The sequence below is a fragment of the Hymenobacter bucti genome (assembly GCF_042681145.1).
In the GTDB taxonomy this organism is placed as follows: domain Bacteria; phylum Bacteroidota; class Bacteroidia; order Cytophagales; family Hymenobacteraceae; genus Hymenobacter; species Hymenobacter bucti.
Map to the genome: position 1 here is coordinate 194,247 of NZ_JBHUFD010000003.1, position 18,783 is coordinate 213,029.

Below are 18,783 nucleotides of genomic sequence, written 5' to 3' on the forward strand. Positions count from 1 at the left end.
CCATGGCATCCATCATGAACCGTCGTAGCTGGCTAAAGTCCGGCGCGCTGCTGGCTGGCAGCGTGTCCTTATTGCCCACGGGCCTCCAGGCGCGGCCCATTGCGCCCCTGGTCCCCGCGGCGCCCCTAGGTCTGGCCAACGCCCTTAGCGACGAGGAAGCGCTGCGCGCCGCCCCGGTGCAGCTGCGGGCCCGCCTCTCGGCCAATGAAAACCCGTTTGGCCCCTCGGAGCAGGCCAAGCAAGCCATCACCGAGTCGCTGACGAGCTGTTACCAGTACCCAATGCAGGCGCGGGACCTGATTCAGAAAATAGCTGATTACGAAGGCCTAAAGCCCGAGAATATCATGCTCGACGCGGGCTCGAGTCCCATGCTGCTGGCCGCCGCTGTGCACTTTGGGCAGCGGGGCGCCATCATCACCGGCGACCCGTCGTATGCCGACCTGCCGCGCAAAGCCGAGAAATTCAAGGCGCCCATTGTGGCCGTGCCCCTCACGGCCGACTACAAGCTGGACCTCGATGCGATGGAGAAAAAGCTGGACAGTCGCACCGCACTGGTCTACATCTGTAACCCCAACAACCCCACGGGCACCGTGCTCGACACGGCCAAGCTGAAGGCTTTTGCGGCGCGGGTATCGAAGAAAACGCCCGTTTTTGTCGATGAAGCCTACATCGACTACCTACCCGACCCTAGGGACTCGTCGCTGCTGGAGGCCGTGAAGCAGGGCCAGAACGTGCTGGTGGCGCGCACCTTCTCCAAGCTCTACGGCTTTGCCGGCCTGCGCGTGGGCTACCTCGTGGCCCAGCCCGAGATGATAAAAACGCTGAGCCAGTACGCGGTGGGCCCGATGAGCATTTCGGCGCCCGCCATTCGGGCGGCCGTGGTGAGCTACCAGGACCAGGCCTTTACGCAGGACGTGCTGAAGAAAACGCTGGCTTCCAAGCAATTCCTCTACGATGTGCTCAAGCGTGAGGGCTACGAGTACATTCCGTCCTCGGCCAACTTCGTGATGTTTCCGCTCAAGATGGATGGCAAGCGCTTCGTGGAGGAAATGGGTAAGCGCGGCGTCAGCATCCGCAACTGGGAATTCAACAACCAGCACTGGTGCCGCGTCAGCATCGGGCGCATGGACGAGATGCAGGCCTTTGCTGAGGCGTTTACGCAGGTGTCGTAGGTAATAATTATTGCAAATCAGGTCATACTGAGCGAAGCATCTCTATTGCGCAATTCAGAATACCTAACTGCGCGGTAGAGATGCTTCGCTCAGTATGACAATACTTCTACATTTCACTTTCTTCTATGCGCAATTCTTTCCTCGCCGCGGGCCTTTTCCTCCTAGGTAGCGGTGCCGCGCTGGCCCAAACCAATCCGCGCCCGCTCACGCTCGATGAGTATCAGAAAGCCAAGGGGTTCCAAATCAAAGATTTAGATACCGAGAGTTACGTTAAGTTTGAGAATGCCTACATTCTGGACCGTTACGAAGCGCGCAAGCCCTACTTCATCACCGGCGACGACGGACTGAAAAAGCGCATTGACCTCTACAAGCTGGTGGCCAAAACCGGCATGCAGGAAATCGGCACTATGGTGTTCTATACCAACGAAAAAGGTAAGCGCTACCAGGCGCTGCTACCCGATTTTACGGCCGATGGCAAGGTGTGGGAAAAGTACTTCGAGGACATCCACGCCATCGATAAGGAGGAGAAAAACTTCGTGCTGAAGCTCTCCTACGTGCTGTCGAAGGAGATGAGCTTTCAGCAGTACAAGAACCTCAACCAGGGCAAGGACCTGCACGCCGAGGCCGGCCACTACGGCAGCGACATCTGCTTTCCGGGCCACCAACTGGTAGCGTTGGCCGGGGGCGGCCACAAGCAGCTGCGCGATATCCGGCCTGGTGACCACATCGTGACCCTGGACGCAGTGACCCAGCAGCCGGCCGCCGCCGAGGTGCAGGAACTCGTGGCGCACGCCGCTAAAAACTATGCCCTCACGCGGCTCGAGGTCATTGCGGTGCGCGAGCAGGTGGGCCGCACCGCCACCCACGCCCACCTCACGAGCCAGGTGCTGGAAGCCACGCCCAACCACCCCATGCAAACCCAAGTCGGCCCTAAGCCCGCCGGCGAAATCGAAATAGGCGAGCAACTACTCTGCTTCAACGCCAACGCGCAGGCCTATGAGCCCTACACGGTGGTGCGCACGCACGAGTACGCGGGCGGCGAGCAGCCCGTGTACAACCTAGTGGCCAGCGGCAACTCCTTTATGCTGAACGGCGTGCTGGTGTTGCAGAAATAAACCTGCTGCAATACGGCCCAAAAGAAAGGGTGCCCTCCGCGTGGAGGGCACCCTTTCTTTTTACTTGTTAACCAGTACCTAGGCAGCTTTCGCCATCTTGTTGACGCGCTGCTTGGGCTGCACGTTCTTGCGCTTAATCTTGATGATGCGGGCTTTATCCAGGGTCCAGATAGCCACGTAGGTGGGGTCAAACTCCCACCACTTCACACCGAAGTTCACGCGCATCGGCAGCTTGTGGTGGTTGTTCTGGAACAGCTCGCCGAAGGCCAGGAAGTCCAGCGCTAGCGTATTTTTAGACTTGTCGTGGTTGTCGAAGTTCTGGTAGCCGTACTTGTGACCGCCCCAGTTCACAATGGCGCCGTGAATCGGGCCCATCAGGAAGTGGATGGGCAGCAGCAGATATTGCCACCACGCCGTGGCGAAGCCAATGTAAAACAGCACGTAGGCCGTGCCCCAGCCCAGGCGCGAGTACACGGTGCCACCAAAGTTTTCGAGCGCTTTCCACTCCGGAATGTCGCCTTCGAAGCGGGTGGCCAGCTCGTTGCGGTCATTCACTACGTCGTTGTAGATGTTTTTGGTCTTCCACATCATATCGAAGGCATTGTTCGAGAAGTGCGGCGAGTGCGGGTCCAGCTCCGTGTCAGAGTAGGCGTGGTGCATGCGGTGCAACAGCGCATAGGCCCGCGGCGACAAAAACGAGCTACCCTGGCAGATATAGGTGAACAGGAAGAAGAACTTCTCCCAGAACTTGTTCATCGTAAACATCTTGTGCGCCGCATAGCGGTGCAGGTAAAACGTTTGCGTAAACAGCGACAAGTAGTAGTGAGCTACAAAGAAAACCAGAATGGCCATTCAGTAAGGTTGTAAGCGTGAGGCAATGCCGCCCGCAGAAGCTATTCGCCCGGGGCTTAGTTCATCAGCGCTACAAAATTACGGCCCCTAGGTAGCCCAAATGGCCCCGGAAAGACACAATGCCATAATGTTACACAATTACAATTATCAATGAATAATGAGCAATTATTGGCTATCCAGACAGCGGGTCTTTGCTCTGATAATTGCTCATTGATAATTGTTAATTGTAAAAAGCCCGCGACGCATCCCAATGCGGAGCATCGGGGAGGGGCGCCACCAGTTTCAAAGCCTCTTTGGTCACCGGGTGTTGCAATTCGAGCTGCCGGGCGTGCAGGGCAATGCTCACGTCGGGCAGGGGGTTGAGGAAACCGTACTTCACGTCGCCCACGATGGGCAGCCCCAGGCCAGTCGAAAGCTGTACCCGAATCTGGTGCGGTCGGCCCGTTACGGGGTTCACTTGCAGCAGGTAGCGGTTGGCGGCAGGACCTAGGAGTTCGTAGCTTAGCTCGGAGCGCTGGCCCTGGGTGTGGCGCTCGGTATACGCCTTGGTGACATTGCGGATGGGGTCTTTCACCAGCCAGTGCACCAGCGTGCCCTGCTCGGGCACGGGCGGCTTGCCAGTGAGCGCCCAGTAAGTTTTCTTCATCTGGCCGTCCCGAAACATCTCGTTGAGGCGGCTCAGCGCTTTGCTGGTTTTGGCCAGCACCACGATGCCCGACACCGGCCGGTCGATGCGGTGGCACACGCCCACGAAGGCGGCGCCCGGCTTTTTGTACTTGAATTTCAAGTACTCTTCGGCCTTTTTAGAGAGCGGCTCGTCGCCGGTTTCGTCGCCCTGCACCAAGATGCCGGCGGGCTTATTGATAACGAGCAAGTGGTTGTCTTCAAACAGAATTTCTTTCTGTTCGGACCAGAGATTGGGGCGGTTCACGCAGTAGAGAGCGCGGCACCAAGCGGGGCCGCGGAGTAATCTGATACCAGGGGGAGAGCGGGGGCCAGCACCGGACGGGCACTGCGTGCTACCGTTCGGTCATTTCATCGTTATGCCGTGCCGGGTGGCCTACCATTGGCGAAGATAAGACCGGCCGCTAATATCCCTCCTCCTGGGTCGGGAAATCGCGGCTTTTTACGTCGGCCACGTAGTGTCGGATGGCGTTGGTCATCACATCATGCAGCTCGGCGTAACGGCGTAAAAAGCGCGGCTTAAACTCCTTGGTAATGCCCAGCACATCGTGCACCACCAGCACCTGGCCATCCACGTCGGGGCCGGCCCCAATGCCGATAACCGGAATGGTGAGCTCGGCGGCCACGCGCTTGGCCAGGGCGGCCGGTATTTTTTCCAGTACTAGGCCGAAGCAGCCAATTTCCTGCAGGAGGTGCGCGTCTTCCACCAGCTTTTCGGCTTCGGCGTCTTCCTTGGCGCGCACGCTGTAAGTGCCAAACTTGTAGATGCTTTGGGGCGTAAGCCCTAGGTGGCCCATGACGGGAATACCCGCCGTGAGGATGCGAGTGATGCTTTCCTTAATCTCGGCGCCGCCCTCCAGCTTGAGGCCGTGGGCGCCGCTCTCCTTCATGATGCGAATGGCCGAGCGCAGCGCCTCGCTGCTGTTGCCCTGGTACGAGCCGAAGGGCATGTCTACCACCACAAACGCCCGTTTCACGCCGCGCACCACGCTTTGGGCGTGGTATATCATCTGGTCGAGCGTGATGGGTAGGGTCGTTTCGTGGCCCGCCATCACGTTGGAGGCCGAGTCGCCGACTAGCAGCACGTCCACGCCCGCGCCGTCCAGTATCTGGGCCATCGAGTAGTCGTAGGCCGTCAGCATCGAAATTTTTTCGCCCCGCTGCTTCATAGCTAGCATCTGGTGGGTGGTAACTAGCTTAATTTCTTTGTGCTGCGACATGCGAGGGGAAAACTATGGGAGGAGGTGCTGGTTGGAAAGGAGCGCAAAGCTGGCAACAATTTTTGGAATAAGGCCAAAAGCAGGCTGGAACAGCAGAAACGCATTGGCTGTCCTAACCGTGGCGCAGTCCAGCCGTATGAAGGTAAAATGCTATTTAAGTTACTCTTGGGTATATTTGGGCGTATGAATTACCAAAAAAATGTTTTAGTGGGAGCTTTGCTGCTGCTGACTCGCCTGGGCTGGGCCCAGGCGGGAGCCGAGCTAAGCGGGCACGTAGACAATGATATTGGCAGTACCATCAGCATCAGTTGGACGGCGCAACCCTTCGACACCCGCGAGCAGGTAGTGCGGGCGCACCCCAATGCGCAAGGTAATTTTCAGGTGCATCTGCCCATCACCAGCCCAACGCTGGTGCAGCTTACTTACGAAGGCGAGGAGGCCCCATTGTTCCTAGAACCCGGCCAAGCCCTTGCCGTCAACTTCAACGCCGACAACGTAGCTGCTTCGCGCCGCTTTAGTCCGGCTGCCGGCAACCCCGACAAGAAGGCGGCTAATGCCAACAACTACCTGCGGGAGGTTGAAAGCAAGTATACTGATAACGAAGCTTACCAGGTACTGCCCGACAACATTAACCTGCTGGAAAAAGCGTTTCTGGCATTTCTGGACTACCGGCGCAGCCACGAGCTGACGCTATTTAAGCAGTCTAACCGGCATGGCGCGCTCACGCCCACTTTTGAAGCATACGCGCTGGCTGAAATCAACTACGCCTACGCCAACGACCGCCTGACTTACGTGAACTTGCGCGAACAGACGGCGGGCGACCAGCAGCGTCTGGTGGTTTCGCCCTCGTACTACGACTTTTTGCGTGATAACTCGGTAGTGCCGGGTAATGAGAAAATTGCCAGCAGCCAGCACTATCAGGAGTTTTTGCTGAATTACGTGCACCATCAGGCGCAAAGCACGGGCCACCAGCCCACCGACCCCGACTATTACCCGGCCTGCTACCAGGTAGCGGCCAAATTACTGCACGGGCCCATGCGGCCCGTAGTGCTAGGCCGGGTGTTGCTCGAAACCTTCCGTTTTGGCCACATCGCCCACGCTAAAGCATTGCTTTCTGACTACGAGGCCACGGGCCAGGCGCCCCGCCGCTGGCTAGAGCAGTTGCGCGCTGCCCAGGTCGCCAACGCCGCGCTGGCCATTGGCAGCCGGGCGCCGCAGATACCGCTGGTTACGGCTACCGGCGATTCGCTCCGGCTGAATGACTACCGGGGCAAGCTGGTTTACCTGATGTTTTGGGACACGCGCTTTCCGGCCAGCCAGCACGAGTTGCCTTTCCTCAAAGAAGTGACCGAAGCGCTGAAGGGGCAGCCAGTTGTGGTGGTCACAGTGGCCCTAGATGAGCAACTGGATACTTGGCAGAGAACGGTGATGCAGGTTAGTCCGGCCACGCCGGGGCTGCACGCCTACGTGCCACTGGCCCGCCAGGCCGCCGTGCGGCAAGCCTACGGACTGGGGAAGCTGCCCACTGCCGTGATTTTGGCAGAGGACGGTACTATTCTGGACCCGCACCCTAAGCGCCTCAGCAGCCGGGCGTTGCAAGATGACTTAAAGGCCGCCGTGGGCCGGGGCGCTGCTTACCGCGCCGTGACGCTGAGTAGATTATAATAAACTAAAGTAGTGGAGCAGCCCCAGCGGGGTGGCCCAATGCTAGAAAAGCGCGCAGTACACGAGTAAAGCCCCCACAGAGCGACCCTACTTTCGCAGAGGGCCGCCCCATGGGGGCTTTGGTTTTCGTAATGACTGGATGAGCCACCGCGGAACGGCCCATTAGGGCTAGGCTGTCGCTTGGGGTTATTATAATCTAAATTAATAAGAAATTTGTGCTATAAAGCTTGCATCAGTAGCACTGACACGGGCTTTTGCCGTATACCGATTTTCGCTGACGTCGAAAGCTGGTCGCTAGAAGGAAGAAAATAAGCCAGTTGGTTTTCGCGTTTAGTTTGACACGTACCAATTTAGCAGCGGCGCTACGTTCTGTTTCTGTGCTCAAGTATTCTAATGACAATCTTACGGTTACCGCGGAGCCCACTTCGGGCATTCTGCGGGCCACCTGGGCCCGGCCTCTGCTAACGGCGAATCTTATCGACTCGTACTACCACCTGCTGAACGAGGCCGAGTTGCAAGGGCGTTGCCGCTTCTGGCAGCTCGACATGCGCATGCAAATCTGGCCGGCGGCCACGTTTACGAACTGGCTCGGCGACACGTTTGCGCCCTTGGCCACGCAGCGCCTGGGTGGGCCCGTATACGTAGCGTGTTGGATAGCAGCGCAACACCAGCCGCACGTGGATGAGCTAGTTGTCGGCACCATGCTACCCCGGGCTAGTGCCGTGGGGTTCCACCCGGCCTTCTTTCGCAATGAGCCCGCCGCCCGCACGTGGCTGCTGGAGCAGCAGGCGCGCGATACAGCCAACGTTTAGCTTTTGCTTGGCGCAATGCCGCGTACCCGACCCTAGGTACCAGGTACGCAGAATAGAAGGCTAGTGCGTGGGCACCCGGATTGCTTCTCCCAGACGTAGCGTGGGCTCGGCCTTACCATTGCTAGCCTGCAGCTCGGCAACGGTGCACCCGTAGCGGCGTGAGATGCTAAAAAACGTGTCGCCAGAAGCCACAATGTGCGTAGTAATGCGGGGCGCCAGGTACTGGGGCTGGGCGGGGGCGCTGAGCCGAATAACCTGCCCTACCTGCAGCGCAGCGCTGGGGGCAAGGTTGTTCCAGGCCGCGAGCTCGGCGGGCCGCACGCCCGCGCGGCGGGCCAGGGCATACAGCGTTTCGTGAGGCGCCACGGTGTAGGTGCCCAAAGCTGTTGAACTGTTTACCGGGGTAGGAGCAGGGGCCGCCGAAGCCACGGGCGCCACTGGGCGCCTAGGTGGCTGCCGCACCACTACTGGGGCCACCACGATGGGGCGGCTTGTGGGCATAGCTACCGGCACCTGCGTCGTGTGCGCGGTGGGCAAAGTCAGTACGGGAGCACCTGGCACCTCGGTCGGCAGCTCGTTGATGGTGGCTAGCTCCTCGGCGCCATCGTCTTCGTCTGCTGGCGGCACGGGCGCTGGAGTGGGTGCGGGGACGCGCTGAGCCACTACTGGGCGGCTACCGGGCACGGTCCGGTATTCGGCGGCTACGTTGCGGGGGCGCACGTGGCTGAGCCACAGCACGAGGCCCGGCTGCACGGCCTCACCGGGGTGCAGGTGGTTGTAGGCCATGAGCGCGTGGCGCAACACCCCAAAGTGCTGGGCAATGGCGGTAAGGCTCTGACCGGGACGCACGATGTGGTACTCCTGCTCCGCTGCCTCGCGCTTGCGCTCGAAGAAGTAGGGCGCACCCGGAATCAGCAGCTCGTTGCGGCTCAGTTCGTTTACTTTCATGAAGAAGCCCGTGCTGGCGCCACCCCGTGCGGCCAGGCTGGCGGGCGTATCGCCGGGCTGGGCCGTTAGTGCCCGCAAGCCATTTATATCCAAAAAGGAAGTGGCTATTGAGGCAACGGCTACTGGCGCCGCTGCTGGCCGGCGCGGCACCGGGCTAGCCGCGAGCGGCGCTGCCCCCGCCAGGGGTACCAGCAAGGTGTAGGTGCGGCCATTCTGGGGCACGGCCGAGGCCAAGAGCCACGGGTTGAGGCGGGCCACGGTGGCGGGGTCAACCGAGAAAGAGGCGGCTTGCTGGGCCAAGCTCAGGCCGGGGGCGGCGGGTACTTCACGCCAAGGGGTGAAAGGTACCGCGTGCTGCGCGCAAGCCGGCTCGAACACTACCTTCTGCGCCAGAAAATCGAGGATGTAGATGCTGCTGCTGGCCGTGATAGTCATCTGCGAGGCATCGGCATCGGCGGGGCGGGTGTAGGGCTGCACGCCACCCAGCCCTAGGTTGTAGCTGAGCAGGGTATTGACCCAATTGTGGAGGGAGGCGTTGCTGCGCGTGAGGTAGCGGGCGGCGGCGCGGGTACTGGCCGTGAGGTGGCGGCGCTCGTCTACTTGGCGGTCTACGGTAAGGCCGTAGTCGAGGGCGGTTTCGCGCTTAAACTGCCAGTAGCCCACGGCGCCGTGGTTGCTTTCGGCGTTGCCCTGCAAGGCGCTCTCCTGCAAAGCCAGGTACCGAAAATCGGCCGGTACGCCTTCCTCGGCCAGCACCTGGTCGATGAGCGGAAACGCCGACTCGGCCAGGGCAATGCGGGCTTCCAGCGAGGCTTGGTGGCGGCAGAGACTGTTGACCTTGGCTTGTACCAGCTGCCGGGCCTCATAGTCGAGCCGCAGGTGCAGCCCTAGGGCGTCGATGGCCGTGGGCACGGTGGGCGGGGTCGTGCTGGGCAGGGCGGCCGCCACCGTAGCGCGGCTCGCCAGCCCCAGCAGCAATGCCGGAAGCAGTTTCTTCATAACGGTAAGCCAGCCAGTGTTTCCCCTCGCAGGAAGCGGCAAGTTACAGTAAAAGACACGGAATTGGGAAGCGGTAGAAATAGGGAGCTCAGGTAAGAACTGGAAATCAAAAAAGAGAGCCTCACTATACGCAAAAAAAGGAAGCGCAGGGACGCTTCCTTTTTAGGGTTTGCTCATCTGGTAGTTACCGGGTTTGCTGCGCACGTTAGCGGCCTAGGTAGGGCTTTGGCGGCCAGCCAGCGTTAGCCGCCGGGCGGGCCGCCAAAGCCGCCACCGCCACCCGGTGGGGGCCCGCCGCCACCAGGAGCCCCACCACCGGGCGGGCCATCGAAGCCCCCGCGGCCGCGCCGCTCGCCGCGGCTTTCGGGCGCGGTGGGCAGGGCCGTCATGTTGGCCGAGCGAATGTTGTAGGTGAACATCAGCATCAGGTAGCGCTGGAGCACGGTGCTTTGCACGTCTTCGTAGTAAGCTTCCGTCACGTTGCGCTGGATGGCCCGGTTCTGCTTCATAATATCGAAGGCGTAGAGCTTGATTTCACCGCGCTGGCCCGCAAACAGCTTCTTACCCAGCGAGGCATTCCAGAGCAGGTAGCTCTGGTTGTAGCTGCTGCTGAGGCCGGTGTATACCTGGTGGGCTACGTCGGTCTGGAACGAGATGCCTGGCCCCACTATCCAGCTCAGCCGCAGGCGAGATATTTGGCTGAAATAGTTGGTGTTCAGCTGCTGGCTAAGGGTGTTGCGCACGTAGTTTTGGGCCGAGGTCGAGGACAGCGTGAAGTCCAGCCGCTCGCTGATGTTGCTGCTCAGCACCACGCCGGCCGTGAGCGAAGGCGTGCGGGCGTAGTTGAGGCCCTGGTTCACGATGCCGGGGTTTTGCGAAAAGCTGGCGCCCGCGCTCAGGTTAAGGTTGCTCTTGATGACGGGCAGCGGCCGGCCGTAGTTGAGATTGGTGCGTACCGAGTACTGCTGTTGCAGGTTGGTTGACTGCGTGAGCTGGGCGCCGGCCGGCAGGGTCACGCGCTGGTCGGTGCCGGTGGGCGTCACGGTGGTGTCGCGGGCCGCCACCAGGGTGCGGTTCGAGATGGGGTTTTGGGTGTAGGAGCCCGAGAGCAACACGAAGAAATTGCTCGACTTCTCGGCCTTGCTCACCGAGTAGCGCCCCACCAGCGAGTGATTGTATTCTTGGCGCAGAGCCGGGTTGCCGATGGTGAGCTGCAATGGATTAGAGTTGTTCACTACGGCCTGCAACTGGTTGATGCTCGGCGCATTGGTGCTAGTGCGGTAGAAGAGGCGCAGGTTGTGCTCGCGGTCGGGCCGCCACATCAGCATGGCCTGGGGCAGCACGTTCCAGAAGGTGTAGTTGACCGGTCCGGGCGTCGGAAACGTTTGGTCGCCGCGCAGCTGGGCTACCTGCCCCGTGGCGCCCACCGAGGCCTGCACCTTGCGCACGTTGTAGCGGTAGCTAAGGCCGCCGCCCTGAGTCAGGTAATAGTTATTAAATACGTTGCTCAAGGCCGTGTCCAGCCGCGAGTACTGCTGGTCGCCGGCGTCGAAGTTAAAGGTGCGCTTGTCTGAGTTATTAGGCGCGTAGTTGAGCGAGTAGTTGGCCTGGAGTTGCGCGTGCTGGCCCACCGGCTGGGTGTAGGCTAGGTTGCCGCCGATGTTGCCGCTGTTCTGGGTCAGCAGCGACTGCTGGTTGAGGTTGGTGCTGGTGGTGCCCGCCGCGCTCACGGTATTCAGTATCGAGGTGCCGTTGCGGCTATTATAAGCCCCCGTCAGGTTGAGCGACAGCGTGCGTCCCGGCCGGCCGCGCAGGCGGCGGCGCAGCAGCAGGTCGCCGCCGGGGTTAATACCCCGGTTATTCGACAGATAGCGGCTGTTTATGTCGCTCTGCGTGACGCCGTTGCTGGCCGTGAGGCCATCCGAGAGCCGGTTGGCGTCGTTTTGCTGCCATGAAAGTCGGGGTCGGAACAGGAGCGAAGTTGCCGAGTCAATCTTGTGGTCGATGCGAAAATTTGCCCGGTGGTTGTAGTTGATGCTGCCCGACTGCGAAACGGCGCTGTAGCTCGTGTTCTCGCGGCCCGGCAGCACGTACTGGCGTAGCGTGCTGCTGTTGAGCTGGTTGTTCGAGCGGTTAAAGAAGTAGCTGCCCGTCAGCTCCGTTTTCTTGTTCCACAGGTTCGAGTAGTTGAGGCCCGCCGCGTGCGTGGTGCTGATGCCGCCGTTTTGGCTCACCAGGAAGTTGCCGGATGCATTATTGCCACCCCCGCCGCCCCCGCCGCCCCGGCCGCCGGCGCTGCCCTGGGCCGAGTTGCCAATCACCCCTAGGAGGTCGTCGGAGCTAAAATTTTGCTCGTTTATATTATTGCTCTGGGCCAGCACCGTCGTGCGCCGGTCGCCGTGAAAGTCGTTGAGGTTCAGGCTACCCCGGTAGCGCGAGGGGCCGTTGTCGCCGAGGGCGCCGGGCCCGTAGCCCCCCACGGCCCGCCCAAACTGCCCGTTGCGGAAGGCCGGCTTGGTGATGATGTTGAGCGTCTTCTGGGTGTTGCCGTCGTTGAAGCCCGAAAAGCGGCTCTGCTCGCTCATCTGGTCAAAAATCTCGACCCGGTCGATGGACTCGGCGGGCAGGTTTTTGAGCACCGCGTCGGGGTCGGTGCCGAAAAACGGCTTGCCATCGACCAGTATTTGCTGCACGGCCTCGCCCTGGGCCTGGGTTTTGCCCGAGGCATCCGTCTGAATACCCGGCATCTTATTGATGAGGTCGCCGGCCGTAGCATCGGGGTTGGTTTTGAAGGCTTTGGCGTTGATGCTGGTGGTGTCGCCGCGCTGCACCTGCACCACCTGGCCGGTCACCTCCACCGTTTTGAGCACCGTGCCGCCGGTTTGCAGCGCCAGGGTACCTAGGGCCACGGGCTGCCCGTCGGCCGGTATGGTCAGGGGCTGGCGCTGGTCGCGGTAGCCAATAAACGAGACCGTGAGCAGGTAGCGCCCCGCCGCCACGTTATCGAGCTGAAACGAGCCATCGCCGCCCACGGCCGTGCCGGTTTTGAGCGAGTCGGGCAGGTGCGTGAGCACCACGTTGGCCCCGATTAGCGGGCTCTGGTCCTTGGCATCCAGAACTTTGCCGCGCACCGCGCTCTGGGCCTGCGCCGAAAAAGCCAGCAGCCAGGCTGCACCCACTAAGAGTAAAAATCGCATAGAGTAAAGGGAATAACGGGCGCCAAGGACGTGGCCGCGGGCAAAAGGTTGGACGGGTTTAGCAGCGGCGCAGCAGCAGCAGGCCGTCGCGCACGGGCAGTAGTAGTGGTACCACGCGGGGGTCGCGCTGCACCTGGTCATTGAAGGCGCGGACGGCCCGCGTATCGTGGTCATTGGCTTTCAGCACGTAGTCAGGCAGGGCCTTGCCGCCCCAAAGTACATTGTCCACAATCAATAGCCCACCCGGCCTCACCTGTTCGATTACCAAATCAAAATACCGGCCATTGTTAATCTTATCCGCGTCAATAAAGACCAAGTCCCATACTTCGCCGACCAACCCGCCCAAAACATCGCTTGCGTTGCCGATGTGCAGCGTGACGGCCGCCGCCAGCCCCGCCTGGGCCACGTAGCGCCGGATGCGGCTTTCGCGCTCGGGGTTGATTTCGATGGTGTGCACGTGCCCGCCCTCGGCTAGTCCCTCGGCCAGGCACAGCGTAGCGTAACCCGTGAAGGTGCCAATTTCGAGCACCCGCCGCGGCCGCATGAGGTGCGAAAGCATGCTCAACAGGCGGCCTTGCCAGTGGCCGGTGGCCATGCGCGGCATCAAGAGTTGCAAGTGGGTTTCGCGCCAGAGCTGGTAGAGCAGCGGCGGCTCGGGCTCGGAATGGTCGTTAGCGTAGGCTAGTATTTGGTCGTCAGTTGTCATAAGAAAAGCTAGTAGCTATCAGCTGTTCGCTAATAGCTTGAATAATAGGCTCCAACCGAAAGCGGTACACCTGAAATCCCGACCGGCCCGGCCCATACGTGTGCGCCACCACCCGCCACAGCCCCTCGTAGCGAAACTGCCAGTCGCCGCCCGGCGCAATGCGCCGAAATACGCGCACCGGCCGCCCGGTTTCCTGGCTACGCAGCAAAGCGCGGTTGCGGGGCGTTAGCGCTTGGTTGGCTACCTGGCGGCCGGTTTCGGCGTCGCGCCCGCCGTGGCCCGCGTACCAGAAGTAGGCGTCGTGAATCTCGTCGTCCTCGTACTGGTCAGCCAGAATGATGCTTTCGGCACCTAGGGCTGCCGTGGCGCACACGCCCGCCCGGCGCGGCCGGTGCTGGCCTAGCAGCGAGAGTTCGAGGCGCGAATGAAACAAGTCGCCCGGCTGGGCGGTGCCGACGTGGCCAAAGGGCGGAATCAGCTTGCTCACAACGCGTTTTCGTCGGCCTGCGGCTCGTAAAAATGCGCCCGGTGGTACGCCAGAAACTCGGTCCTAACCAAGTGCTTTTTGTGCAGTCTGAGCTGCCCCGGCAAGCCCAATAGTGCCCCGCCTTCCGCCACGCCAAAGCTGCCTAGGTCAAATAAAACGTGGTGATTGGGGCACAGGCACAGCACGTTGTTCAGTACATCGGGCCCATGATGCGGGGCGCCCAGCGGCCGGATGTGCGCCGCCTCGGCGTAGGGGCCGGCCGCACTATTGAGTCGGATGCCACACACCTGGCACTGGTAGCCGTGCAGCGCTTTTACCTGGCGCGTCACGGCCGTGTCGCGCACCAGGCGCAGCGTGGTAGTCTCGCGGCGCGGCGCGGGTCCGTAGGCTGCCGCCGGTTCCTGAGCTTCGCTGTCCGTCGAAAACAACATGGGCTGAATATCCGCTGCTGCAGTAGTCGCCGAGGTTTCGAGGGTTTCAGGCTGCTCCGGCAGGGCTTCCAGCCGGAAGCGCCATACCCGGTGGCCCGATTTGCCAGTTTCGGCCCAGTGACTGGCGATGCGGTAGAGGCCCGCATAGCGGTAAAACGTGCGGCCGGCCTCCGTCACCTTGCGGGTCACGCGTACGGGCAGGCCAAGCACGATGTTGCGGGCCAGCTCGCGGTTGGCCCCGGTCAGGGTTTGGTCGGCTACCTGCTGGGTGGTTTCAGCGCTGCGCCCGCCCCGGCCGGTGTAGATGATGACGGCCCCTAGGTCCTCGTCATCCTCATAGCCGCCCGAGAGCACGATGCTTTCGGCGCCCTCGCCCTGCCGGGCGCTGATGCCGGCCTGCGTTTGGCGATGCACACCGGCGCCCCACAGCTCTAGGCGGTTGCCAAACTCGTGGCCCGGTGCGATGCCCGGCACCGGGCCAAAGTGAGGCGGCGACGACTTAGCCATACTCCACTATTTACCCTCCGGCACGTATTGCAGCAGGCTTAAGTTGTCCTCGGTCAACATTTCATTAGCTATTTCACGCAGCTCGTGGGCCGTAATAGCTTCGATGCGGCCGAAAATCTCGCTCAGCGGCTCCACGCGGCCCAGGTCGAGGGTGCTCTTACCGAGCAGCTGCATCAGGCCCGAATTGCTTTCCTCGCTCATGGCCAGCTGGCCCATGAGCTGGTTTTTGGCCACGTGCAGCTGGCTCACAGTCAACTCCTTTTCGCGCAGTAGCTTCAGCTCCTTTTGCACCAGCCCGAGGGTGCGGGTCAGCTGTTTGCCCTCGGTGCCGAAGTAAATGCCAAACAGTCCCGTGTCGGTGTAGGCCGTGTAACTGCTGTCGATGGTGTACACCAGGCCGTATTTTTCGCGCACCGCCAGGTTGAGGCGCGAATTCATGCCCGGCCCGCCCAGGATGTTGTTGAGCATGAAAAACGGGATGCGCCGTGGGTCGGTAATGGCGTAGGCCGGGCCGCCCAGCAGGCAGTGCGCTTGCGTGATGGGCCGCGACTCGACCTGCGTTTGCCGCTCGTACTGCCCAAAAGGCAGGCGCGGGCGCTCGCCCAGGCGGGCCGGCAGCGGGGCCAAAAATTTGTCGGCCAGGCGCTTCACTTCCTTGAACGGCAAGTTGCTAACCGAGCTGAAAATCAGCCGGTCAGTCCGCACATTCTCGTTGTAAAAGGTATGAAAGTCCTCGCTTTGGAAGCTACTCACGCTTTCGCGAGTGCCCAGGATGTTGATGCCCAGCGGGTGCGTCCCGAACACGACGGTATCGAAGTCGTCGATAATGGCGTCTTCGGGTGCATCCTGGTACATGCTCATTTCTTCCAGAATCACGCCCCGCTCCTTCTCCAGCTCGCGGCCGGGGAATACCGAGTTGAACGTGAGGTCGGTAAGCAGTTCAAACGCCCGCTCGAAGTGCGTGCTCAGCAGCGTAGCGTAGAAACAGATTTTCTCCTTCGTGGTATAAGCGTTGAGCTCGCCGCCCACGGTTTCGAGGCGATTCAGGATGTGAAACGACTTGCGCTTGTGGGTGCCTTTGAAGGCCATGTGCTCCCAAAAGTGCGCCAGGCCCTGCTGGTGGTCCTGCTCATCGCGCGAGCCGATGTCGAGCAAAAAGCCGCAGTGCGCGATTTTAGTATGTAATACCTGTTTGTGCAGCAGGCGAATACCGTTCGGGTATTCGTGGATTTCGTAGTCTAGCATTACTACCTATAAGCAAAATAAAGCCGCAAAGTTCGGGCCTGTAGGCTGGACTCGCAGAGTCCAGCCTACATTTTCTGCGCCCTGAATAAGTCATCCGCCGCTTGCAGCAGCTTCATACGCAGCTGCGGATTGTAGCTGCTAGCTGGGTGCGCCGCCAAAAACGCCTGCACCGTGCGCGCCGCCGTGGCCGACTGGTAGCTGCCTAGGGTGCCTTGCAGCCAGGCCGCCGGGAAAAAGATGTCGCCGGTAAGTTGAATTTCCTGGAGCAAATCGAGGCTAGCCGGTAGGTATTTCTCCGACGTAGCTTGGCGCAGCGGGTGGTGTAGGTAGCCGAGGGCGGCCGTGACCCAGGCTTCTTTTTCGCGGTTTTTCTCGTCTTTAAGCGAGGCAAAAAACTGGTCGCGCACGGCTACGTTGGGCGAGAGCGCGGGCATCATAAACTCCAGCCGCTGGCGGCGGTCCACGTTTTTGATGCGCGCTAGCTGCTCAGGCAGAATAGGTTGCGAAGCGGGGTAGTCGCGCACGGCCAGCGCTAGGGCCAGGCTGGTGTAGTCATCTTCGGTCAGCTTGACCTGGGCCGGGGGCTGCTGGGTCTGCCAGATTTTGTAGAGCCGCGCCTGGGCCGCCACGCTCAGGGCGATGCCTTGGTAGGCCCGGAAATACAGCTTTTGCGCGCCTGCCGAGCGTTGGGCCAGCATGGCCTGCCACAGGGCATCTTCGAGGGGCAAGGCGCGGCCGGCGCGGGTGCTCGCGGGGATGAATTTCCAGAAAATATCGCTTAGCTGATTGGTTAGGAGCTTGATGTTAAGTTCGTTGGTTTCATGCGATACTTGCTGCTGATAGGTGTCCAGCAGCTCGCGCCGCGCGCCGCCGCTACGGTCGTTGAGCATATTCTCATAGAGCGTAATATAGAGCGCCGCCCGCACGCTGGGCTGGTCGTGCAGCAAGCCCTTGTCGGTGAGCGCACCTAGGCGGCTAGTCAGGTTGCTTGATACCGGAAACACGCCGTAGCCCAGGCCGTGGTAGTTGAGCATGGCCACCGCGGGCAGGGGCTGGCCCACGGCCCAGGGCACCGCCACGGTGGCTTGGTCGGAGCTCACGTCGCCGGTTTGGAGCAACTGGCCCGTAGGCGAGACCAGCGCCACGTCGAAGCGCTGCGGCCAGATGCGGGCCGAGCCATCTTCAGCATGTTGATGGATAAGTAGTTGCTTAATTTTGCCGTCCTCGCCTTGCACCTCGTAGCTGAATACGGGCCGGCCGGGCTCGTTCACCCACACTTGGTTCCAGGCGGCGAGGTCGGCGGGCGTGTGGGTGTCCAGAATGGCGATGAGGTCGGGCCAGGTGGCGTTGCCGTAGGCGTACTTTTTGAGGTATTCGCGCACGCCGGCCCGGAAGTTTTCCTCGCCCATCAGCCCCTCCAACTGCCGCATCATGATGGGCGCCTTGTGGTAGATGATGTTGCCATAGAGCGAGCCCGCATCCTGCAAATTGGCCAGCGGCTGCCGGATGGCGTTGGCCCCCGGGGTGCGGTCAACGGCGTAGGCGGCGGGGTAGTGGTCGGTGAGGAACTTGAGGAGCTGGTCGTCGCTTTGGGCGCTGGCGCTCATCTTGTCGGCCATGAAATTGGCGAATACCTCCTTCATCCACACGTCGTTGAACCAGCGCATGGTCACGAGGTCGCCAAACCACATGTGGGCCGTTTCGTGGCCAATGAGGTTCTGGCGGGCCACCAGTTGGTCCTTGGTCGCGCCATCGTCCAGGAAAAGGCTGGCGGCCTTATAATCAATGTTGCCCACGTGTTCCATGCCACCATACTGAAAGTCGGGGATGGACGTGAAATCAAACTTTTGGAAGGGGTAGGGTAGGCCCGTGTAGTTTTCTAAAAAGCTCAGCGCCTCGCCGTGCAGCCGGAAAATAGCCGGTACGCTGAGCCGAATTTTGGTCGAGTCCGTTTCACGATGATAGAAATTCATGGGCCGCCCGCCCACTACCTGGCGCAAGTGCGTGAACTTGCCCGCCGCAAACGAAAACAGGTAGGTGCTGATGGAATCGGAAGGTGCGAAGTCGTACACGCGCCTATCTAATTTCAGGCCATCGTCCAGCAAGACCGAGTCAGTGATTGCACCATTAGCAACCGCCCGCCAGTCCTTGGGCACTGTTAGCCTTAGGGTAAACGTCGCCTTCAAATCGGGTTGGTCGAAGACCGGAAACACCGTGCGGGCGCGGTCGGGCACGAGCAGCGTGTAGAGGTAGTCGTCGTTGCGATTGAGCGACTGGTCGCCGGCCGTGAAGCGGATTGTCACCTCGTTATGGCCCACGCGCAGGGCGCTGGTGGGTAGCACTAAGTGCTCGTTGCGGTAGTCAATGGGTACCGTTCGGCCGTTGACGTACACCGCGTGCAAGTGGTCGGCGGAGGCCTTAAAATCCAGCTGTAGCGGCTGACGATTATCGCGCAGCTCGAAAAAAATAGCTTCTTCCCCAGCAATGGCCTGCGTTTTTTGGCTCGGGATGGTAAAGGTCAGCCCATACATTACCTTACTAAGCAGCTGCTTGCGTGCCTCGGCCAGCGCTTGCGAGACGCCGGTTTCGACGGGCAGAGTAGGAGTAGTAACGGTGGGCACGGCGTGGCGTTGGCAGCCCGCGGCGAGCAGTAGTAAGCCGCCCGCTAGGCCAGTAGTACGAAAGCGAAAAGTCATTAGCAAAAGCGAGGTAACTGCCAAAAATAAGTCGCCGCCGCAGCCCG

General features: G+C 60.9%; 14 protein-coding genes. 4 read left to right on the forward strand and 10 right to left on the reverse strand.

Going from position 1 to position 18,783, the window contains the following annotated elements; all coding sequences use genetic code 11:
• Nucleotides 1-2 precede the first annotated feature (2 nt).
• Both ACFSDX_RS08515 and ACFSDX_RS08520 read left to right on the forward strand, forming a co-directional pair.
• Nucleotides 3-1,172, forward strand: a complete 1,170-nt coding sequence (locus tag ACFSDX_RS08515) for a pyridoxal phosphate-dependent aminotransferase (protein ID WP_382312892.1) — start codon at nt 3-5, stop codon at nt 1,170-1,172.
• 125 nt (nt 1,173-1,297) lie between these two features.
• On the forward strand, nt 1,298-2,287 hold the full coding sequence (locus ACFSDX_RS08520) for a Hint domain-containing protein (protein ID WP_382312893.1): 990 nt from the start codon (nt 1,298-1,300) through the stop codon (nt 2,285-2,287).
• A gap of 78 nt (nt 2,288-2,365) precedes the next feature.
• Here ACFSDX_RS08520 and ACFSDX_RS08525 read toward each other — a convergent pair whose 3' ends face one another.
• The 3 genes from ACFSDX_RS08525 to panB form a co-directional block, all read right to left on the reverse strand.
• On the reverse strand, nt 2,366-3,139 hold the full coding sequence (locus ACFSDX_RS08525; protein WP_382312894.1) for an acyl-CoA desaturase: 774 nt from the start codon (nt 3,137-3,139) through the stop codon (nt 2,366-2,368).
• 220 nt (nt 3,140-3,359) lie between these two features.
• Nucleotides 3,360-4,070, reverse strand: a complete 711-nt coding sequence (locus ACFSDX_RS08530) for an RluA family pseudouridine synthase (RefSeq protein WP_382312895.1) — start codon at nt 4,068-4,070, stop codon at nt 3,360-3,362.
• Between the two features lie 157 nt (nt 4,071-4,227).
• Nucleotides 4,228-5,043 carry a 3-methyl-2-oxobutanoate hydroxymethyltransferase gene (gene panB / locus ACFSDX_RS08535; RefSeq protein ID WP_382312896.1) on the reverse strand — a complete coding sequence of 272 codons (816 nt, stop codon included), beginning with the start codon at nt 5,041-5,043 and terminating at the stop codon, nt 4,228-4,230.
• A gap of 183 nt (nt 5,044-5,226) precedes the next feature.
• Between panB and ACFSDX_RS08540 the strand changes: the two genes are divergently transcribed.
• Together ACFSDX_RS08540 and ACFSDX_RS08545 are read left to right on the forward strand one after the other, a co-directional pair.
• Nucleotides 5,227-6,708, forward strand: coding sequence for a TlpA family protein disulfide reductase (locus tag ACFSDX_RS08540; RefSeq protein ID WP_382312897.1), 1,482 nt, complete (start codon nt 5,227-5,229; stop codon nt 6,706-6,708).
• A gap of 377 nt (nt 6,709-7,085) precedes the next feature.
• Nucleotides 7,086-7,520, forward strand: coding sequence for a hypothetical protein (locus tag ACFSDX_RS08545; RefSeq protein ID WP_382312898.1), 435 nt, complete (start codon nt 7,086-7,088; stop codon nt 7,518-7,520).
• 60 nt (nt 7,521-7,580) lie between these two features.
• On the opposite strand, the gene ACFSDX_RS08550 is transcribed toward ACFSDX_RS08545, so the two are convergent.
• From ACFSDX_RS08550 to ACFSDX_RS08580, 7 genes are all read right to left on the reverse strand, one after another.
• On the reverse strand, nt 7,581-9,467 hold the full coding sequence (locus tag ACFSDX_RS08550; protein ID WP_382312899.1) for a lytic transglycosylase domain-containing protein: 1,887 nt from the start codon (nt 9,465-9,467) through the stop codon (nt 7,581-7,583).
• A gap of 242 nt (nt 9,468-9,709) precedes the next feature.
• Nucleotides 9,710-12,664: a TonB-dependent receptor gene (locus ACFSDX_RS08555; protein WP_382312900.1), complete on the reverse strand. Its 2,955-nt coding sequence runs from the start codon at nt 12,662-12,664 to the stop codon at nt 9,710-9,712.
• A gap of 58 nt (nt 12,665-12,722) precedes the next feature.
• Nucleotides 12,723-13,370, reverse strand: a complete 648-nt coding sequence (locus ACFSDX_RS08560) for an O-methyltransferase (protein ID WP_382312901.1) — start codon at nt 13,368-13,370, stop codon at nt 12,723-12,725.
• Nucleotides 13,360-13,857 carry a YDG/SRA domain-containing protein gene (locus ACFSDX_RS08565; protein WP_382312903.1) on the reverse strand — a complete coding sequence of 166 codons (498 nt, stop codon included), beginning with the start codon at nt 13,855-13,857 and terminating at the stop codon, nt 13,360-13,362. The genes ACFSDX_RS08560 and ACFSDX_RS08565 overlap by 11 nt, the downstream gene beginning before the upstream one ends.
• Nucleotides 13,854-14,795, reverse strand: coding sequence for a YDG/SRA domain-containing protein (locus tag ACFSDX_RS08570; RefSeq protein ID WP_382312904.1), 942 nt, complete (start codon nt 14,793-14,795; stop codon nt 13,854-13,856). The genes ACFSDX_RS08565 and ACFSDX_RS08570 overlap by 4 nt, the downstream gene beginning before the upstream one ends.
• A 6-nt stretch (nt 14,796-14,801) precedes the next feature.
• Nucleotides 14,802-16,040 carry a M16 family metallopeptidase gene (locus tag ACFSDX_RS08575; protein WP_382312906.1) on the reverse strand — a complete coding sequence of 413 codons (1,239 nt, stop codon included), beginning with the start codon at nt 16,038-16,040 and terminating at the stop codon, nt 14,802-14,804.
• Nucleotides 16,041-16,105: 65 nt separating this feature from the next.
• Nucleotides 16,106-18,736: a M1 family aminopeptidase gene (locus ACFSDX_RS08580; RefSeq protein ID WP_382312907.1), complete on the reverse strand. Its 2,631-nt coding sequence runs from the start codon at nt 18,734-18,736 to the stop codon at nt 16,106-16,108.
• Nucleotides 18,737-18,783: the final 47 nt, after the last annotated feature.

Excerpts from the sequence above, each read along its gene's own strand:
- ACFSDX_RS08580 (WP_382312907.1), bottom strand. The coding sequence starts at position 18,736 with ATGACTTTTCGCTTTCGTACTACTGGCCTAGCGGGCGGCTTACTACTG.
- ACFSDX_RS08555 (WP_382312900.1), bottom strand. The coding sequence starts at position 12,664 with ATGCGATTTTTACTCTTAGTGGGTGCAGCCTGGCTGCTGGCTTTTTCG.
- ACFSDX_RS08520 (WP_382312893.1), top strand. The coding sequence starts at position 1,298 with ATGCGCAATTCTTTCCTCGCCGCGGGCCTTTTCCTCCTAGGTAGCGGT.
- ACFSDX_RS08550 (WP_382312899.1), bottom strand. The coding sequence starts at position 9,467 with ATGAAGAAACTGCTTCCGGCATTGCTGCTGGGGCTGGCGAGCCGCGCT.
- ACFSDX_RS08560 (WP_382312901.1), bottom strand. The coding sequence starts at position 13,370 with ATGACAACTGACGACCAAATACTAGCCTACGCTAACGACCATTCCGAG.
- ACFSDX_RS08515 (WP_382312892.1), top strand. The coding sequence starts at position 3 with ATGGCATCCATCATGAACCGTCGTAGCTGGCTAAAGTCCGGCGCGCTG.
- ACFSDX_RS08575 (WP_382312906.1), bottom strand. The coding sequence starts at position 16,040 with ATGCTAGACTACGAAATCCACGAATACCCGAACGGTATTCGCCTGCTG.
- panB (WP_382312896.1), bottom strand. The coding sequence starts at position 5,043 with ATGTCGCAGCACAAAGAAATTAAGCTAGTTACCACCCACCAGATGCTA.
- ACFSDX_RS08540 (WP_382312897.1), top strand. The coding sequence starts at position 5,227 with ATGAATTACCAAAAAAATGTTTTAGTGGGAGCTTTGCTGCTGCTGACT.
- ACFSDX_RS08525 (WP_382312894.1), bottom strand. The coding sequence starts at position 3,139 with ATGGCCATTCTGGTTTTCTTTGTAGCTCACTACTACTTGTCGCTGTTT.
- ACFSDX_RS08570 (WP_382312904.1), bottom strand. The coding sequence starts at position 14,795 with ATGGCTAAGTCGTCGCCGCCTCACTTTGGCCCGGTGCCGGGCATCGCA.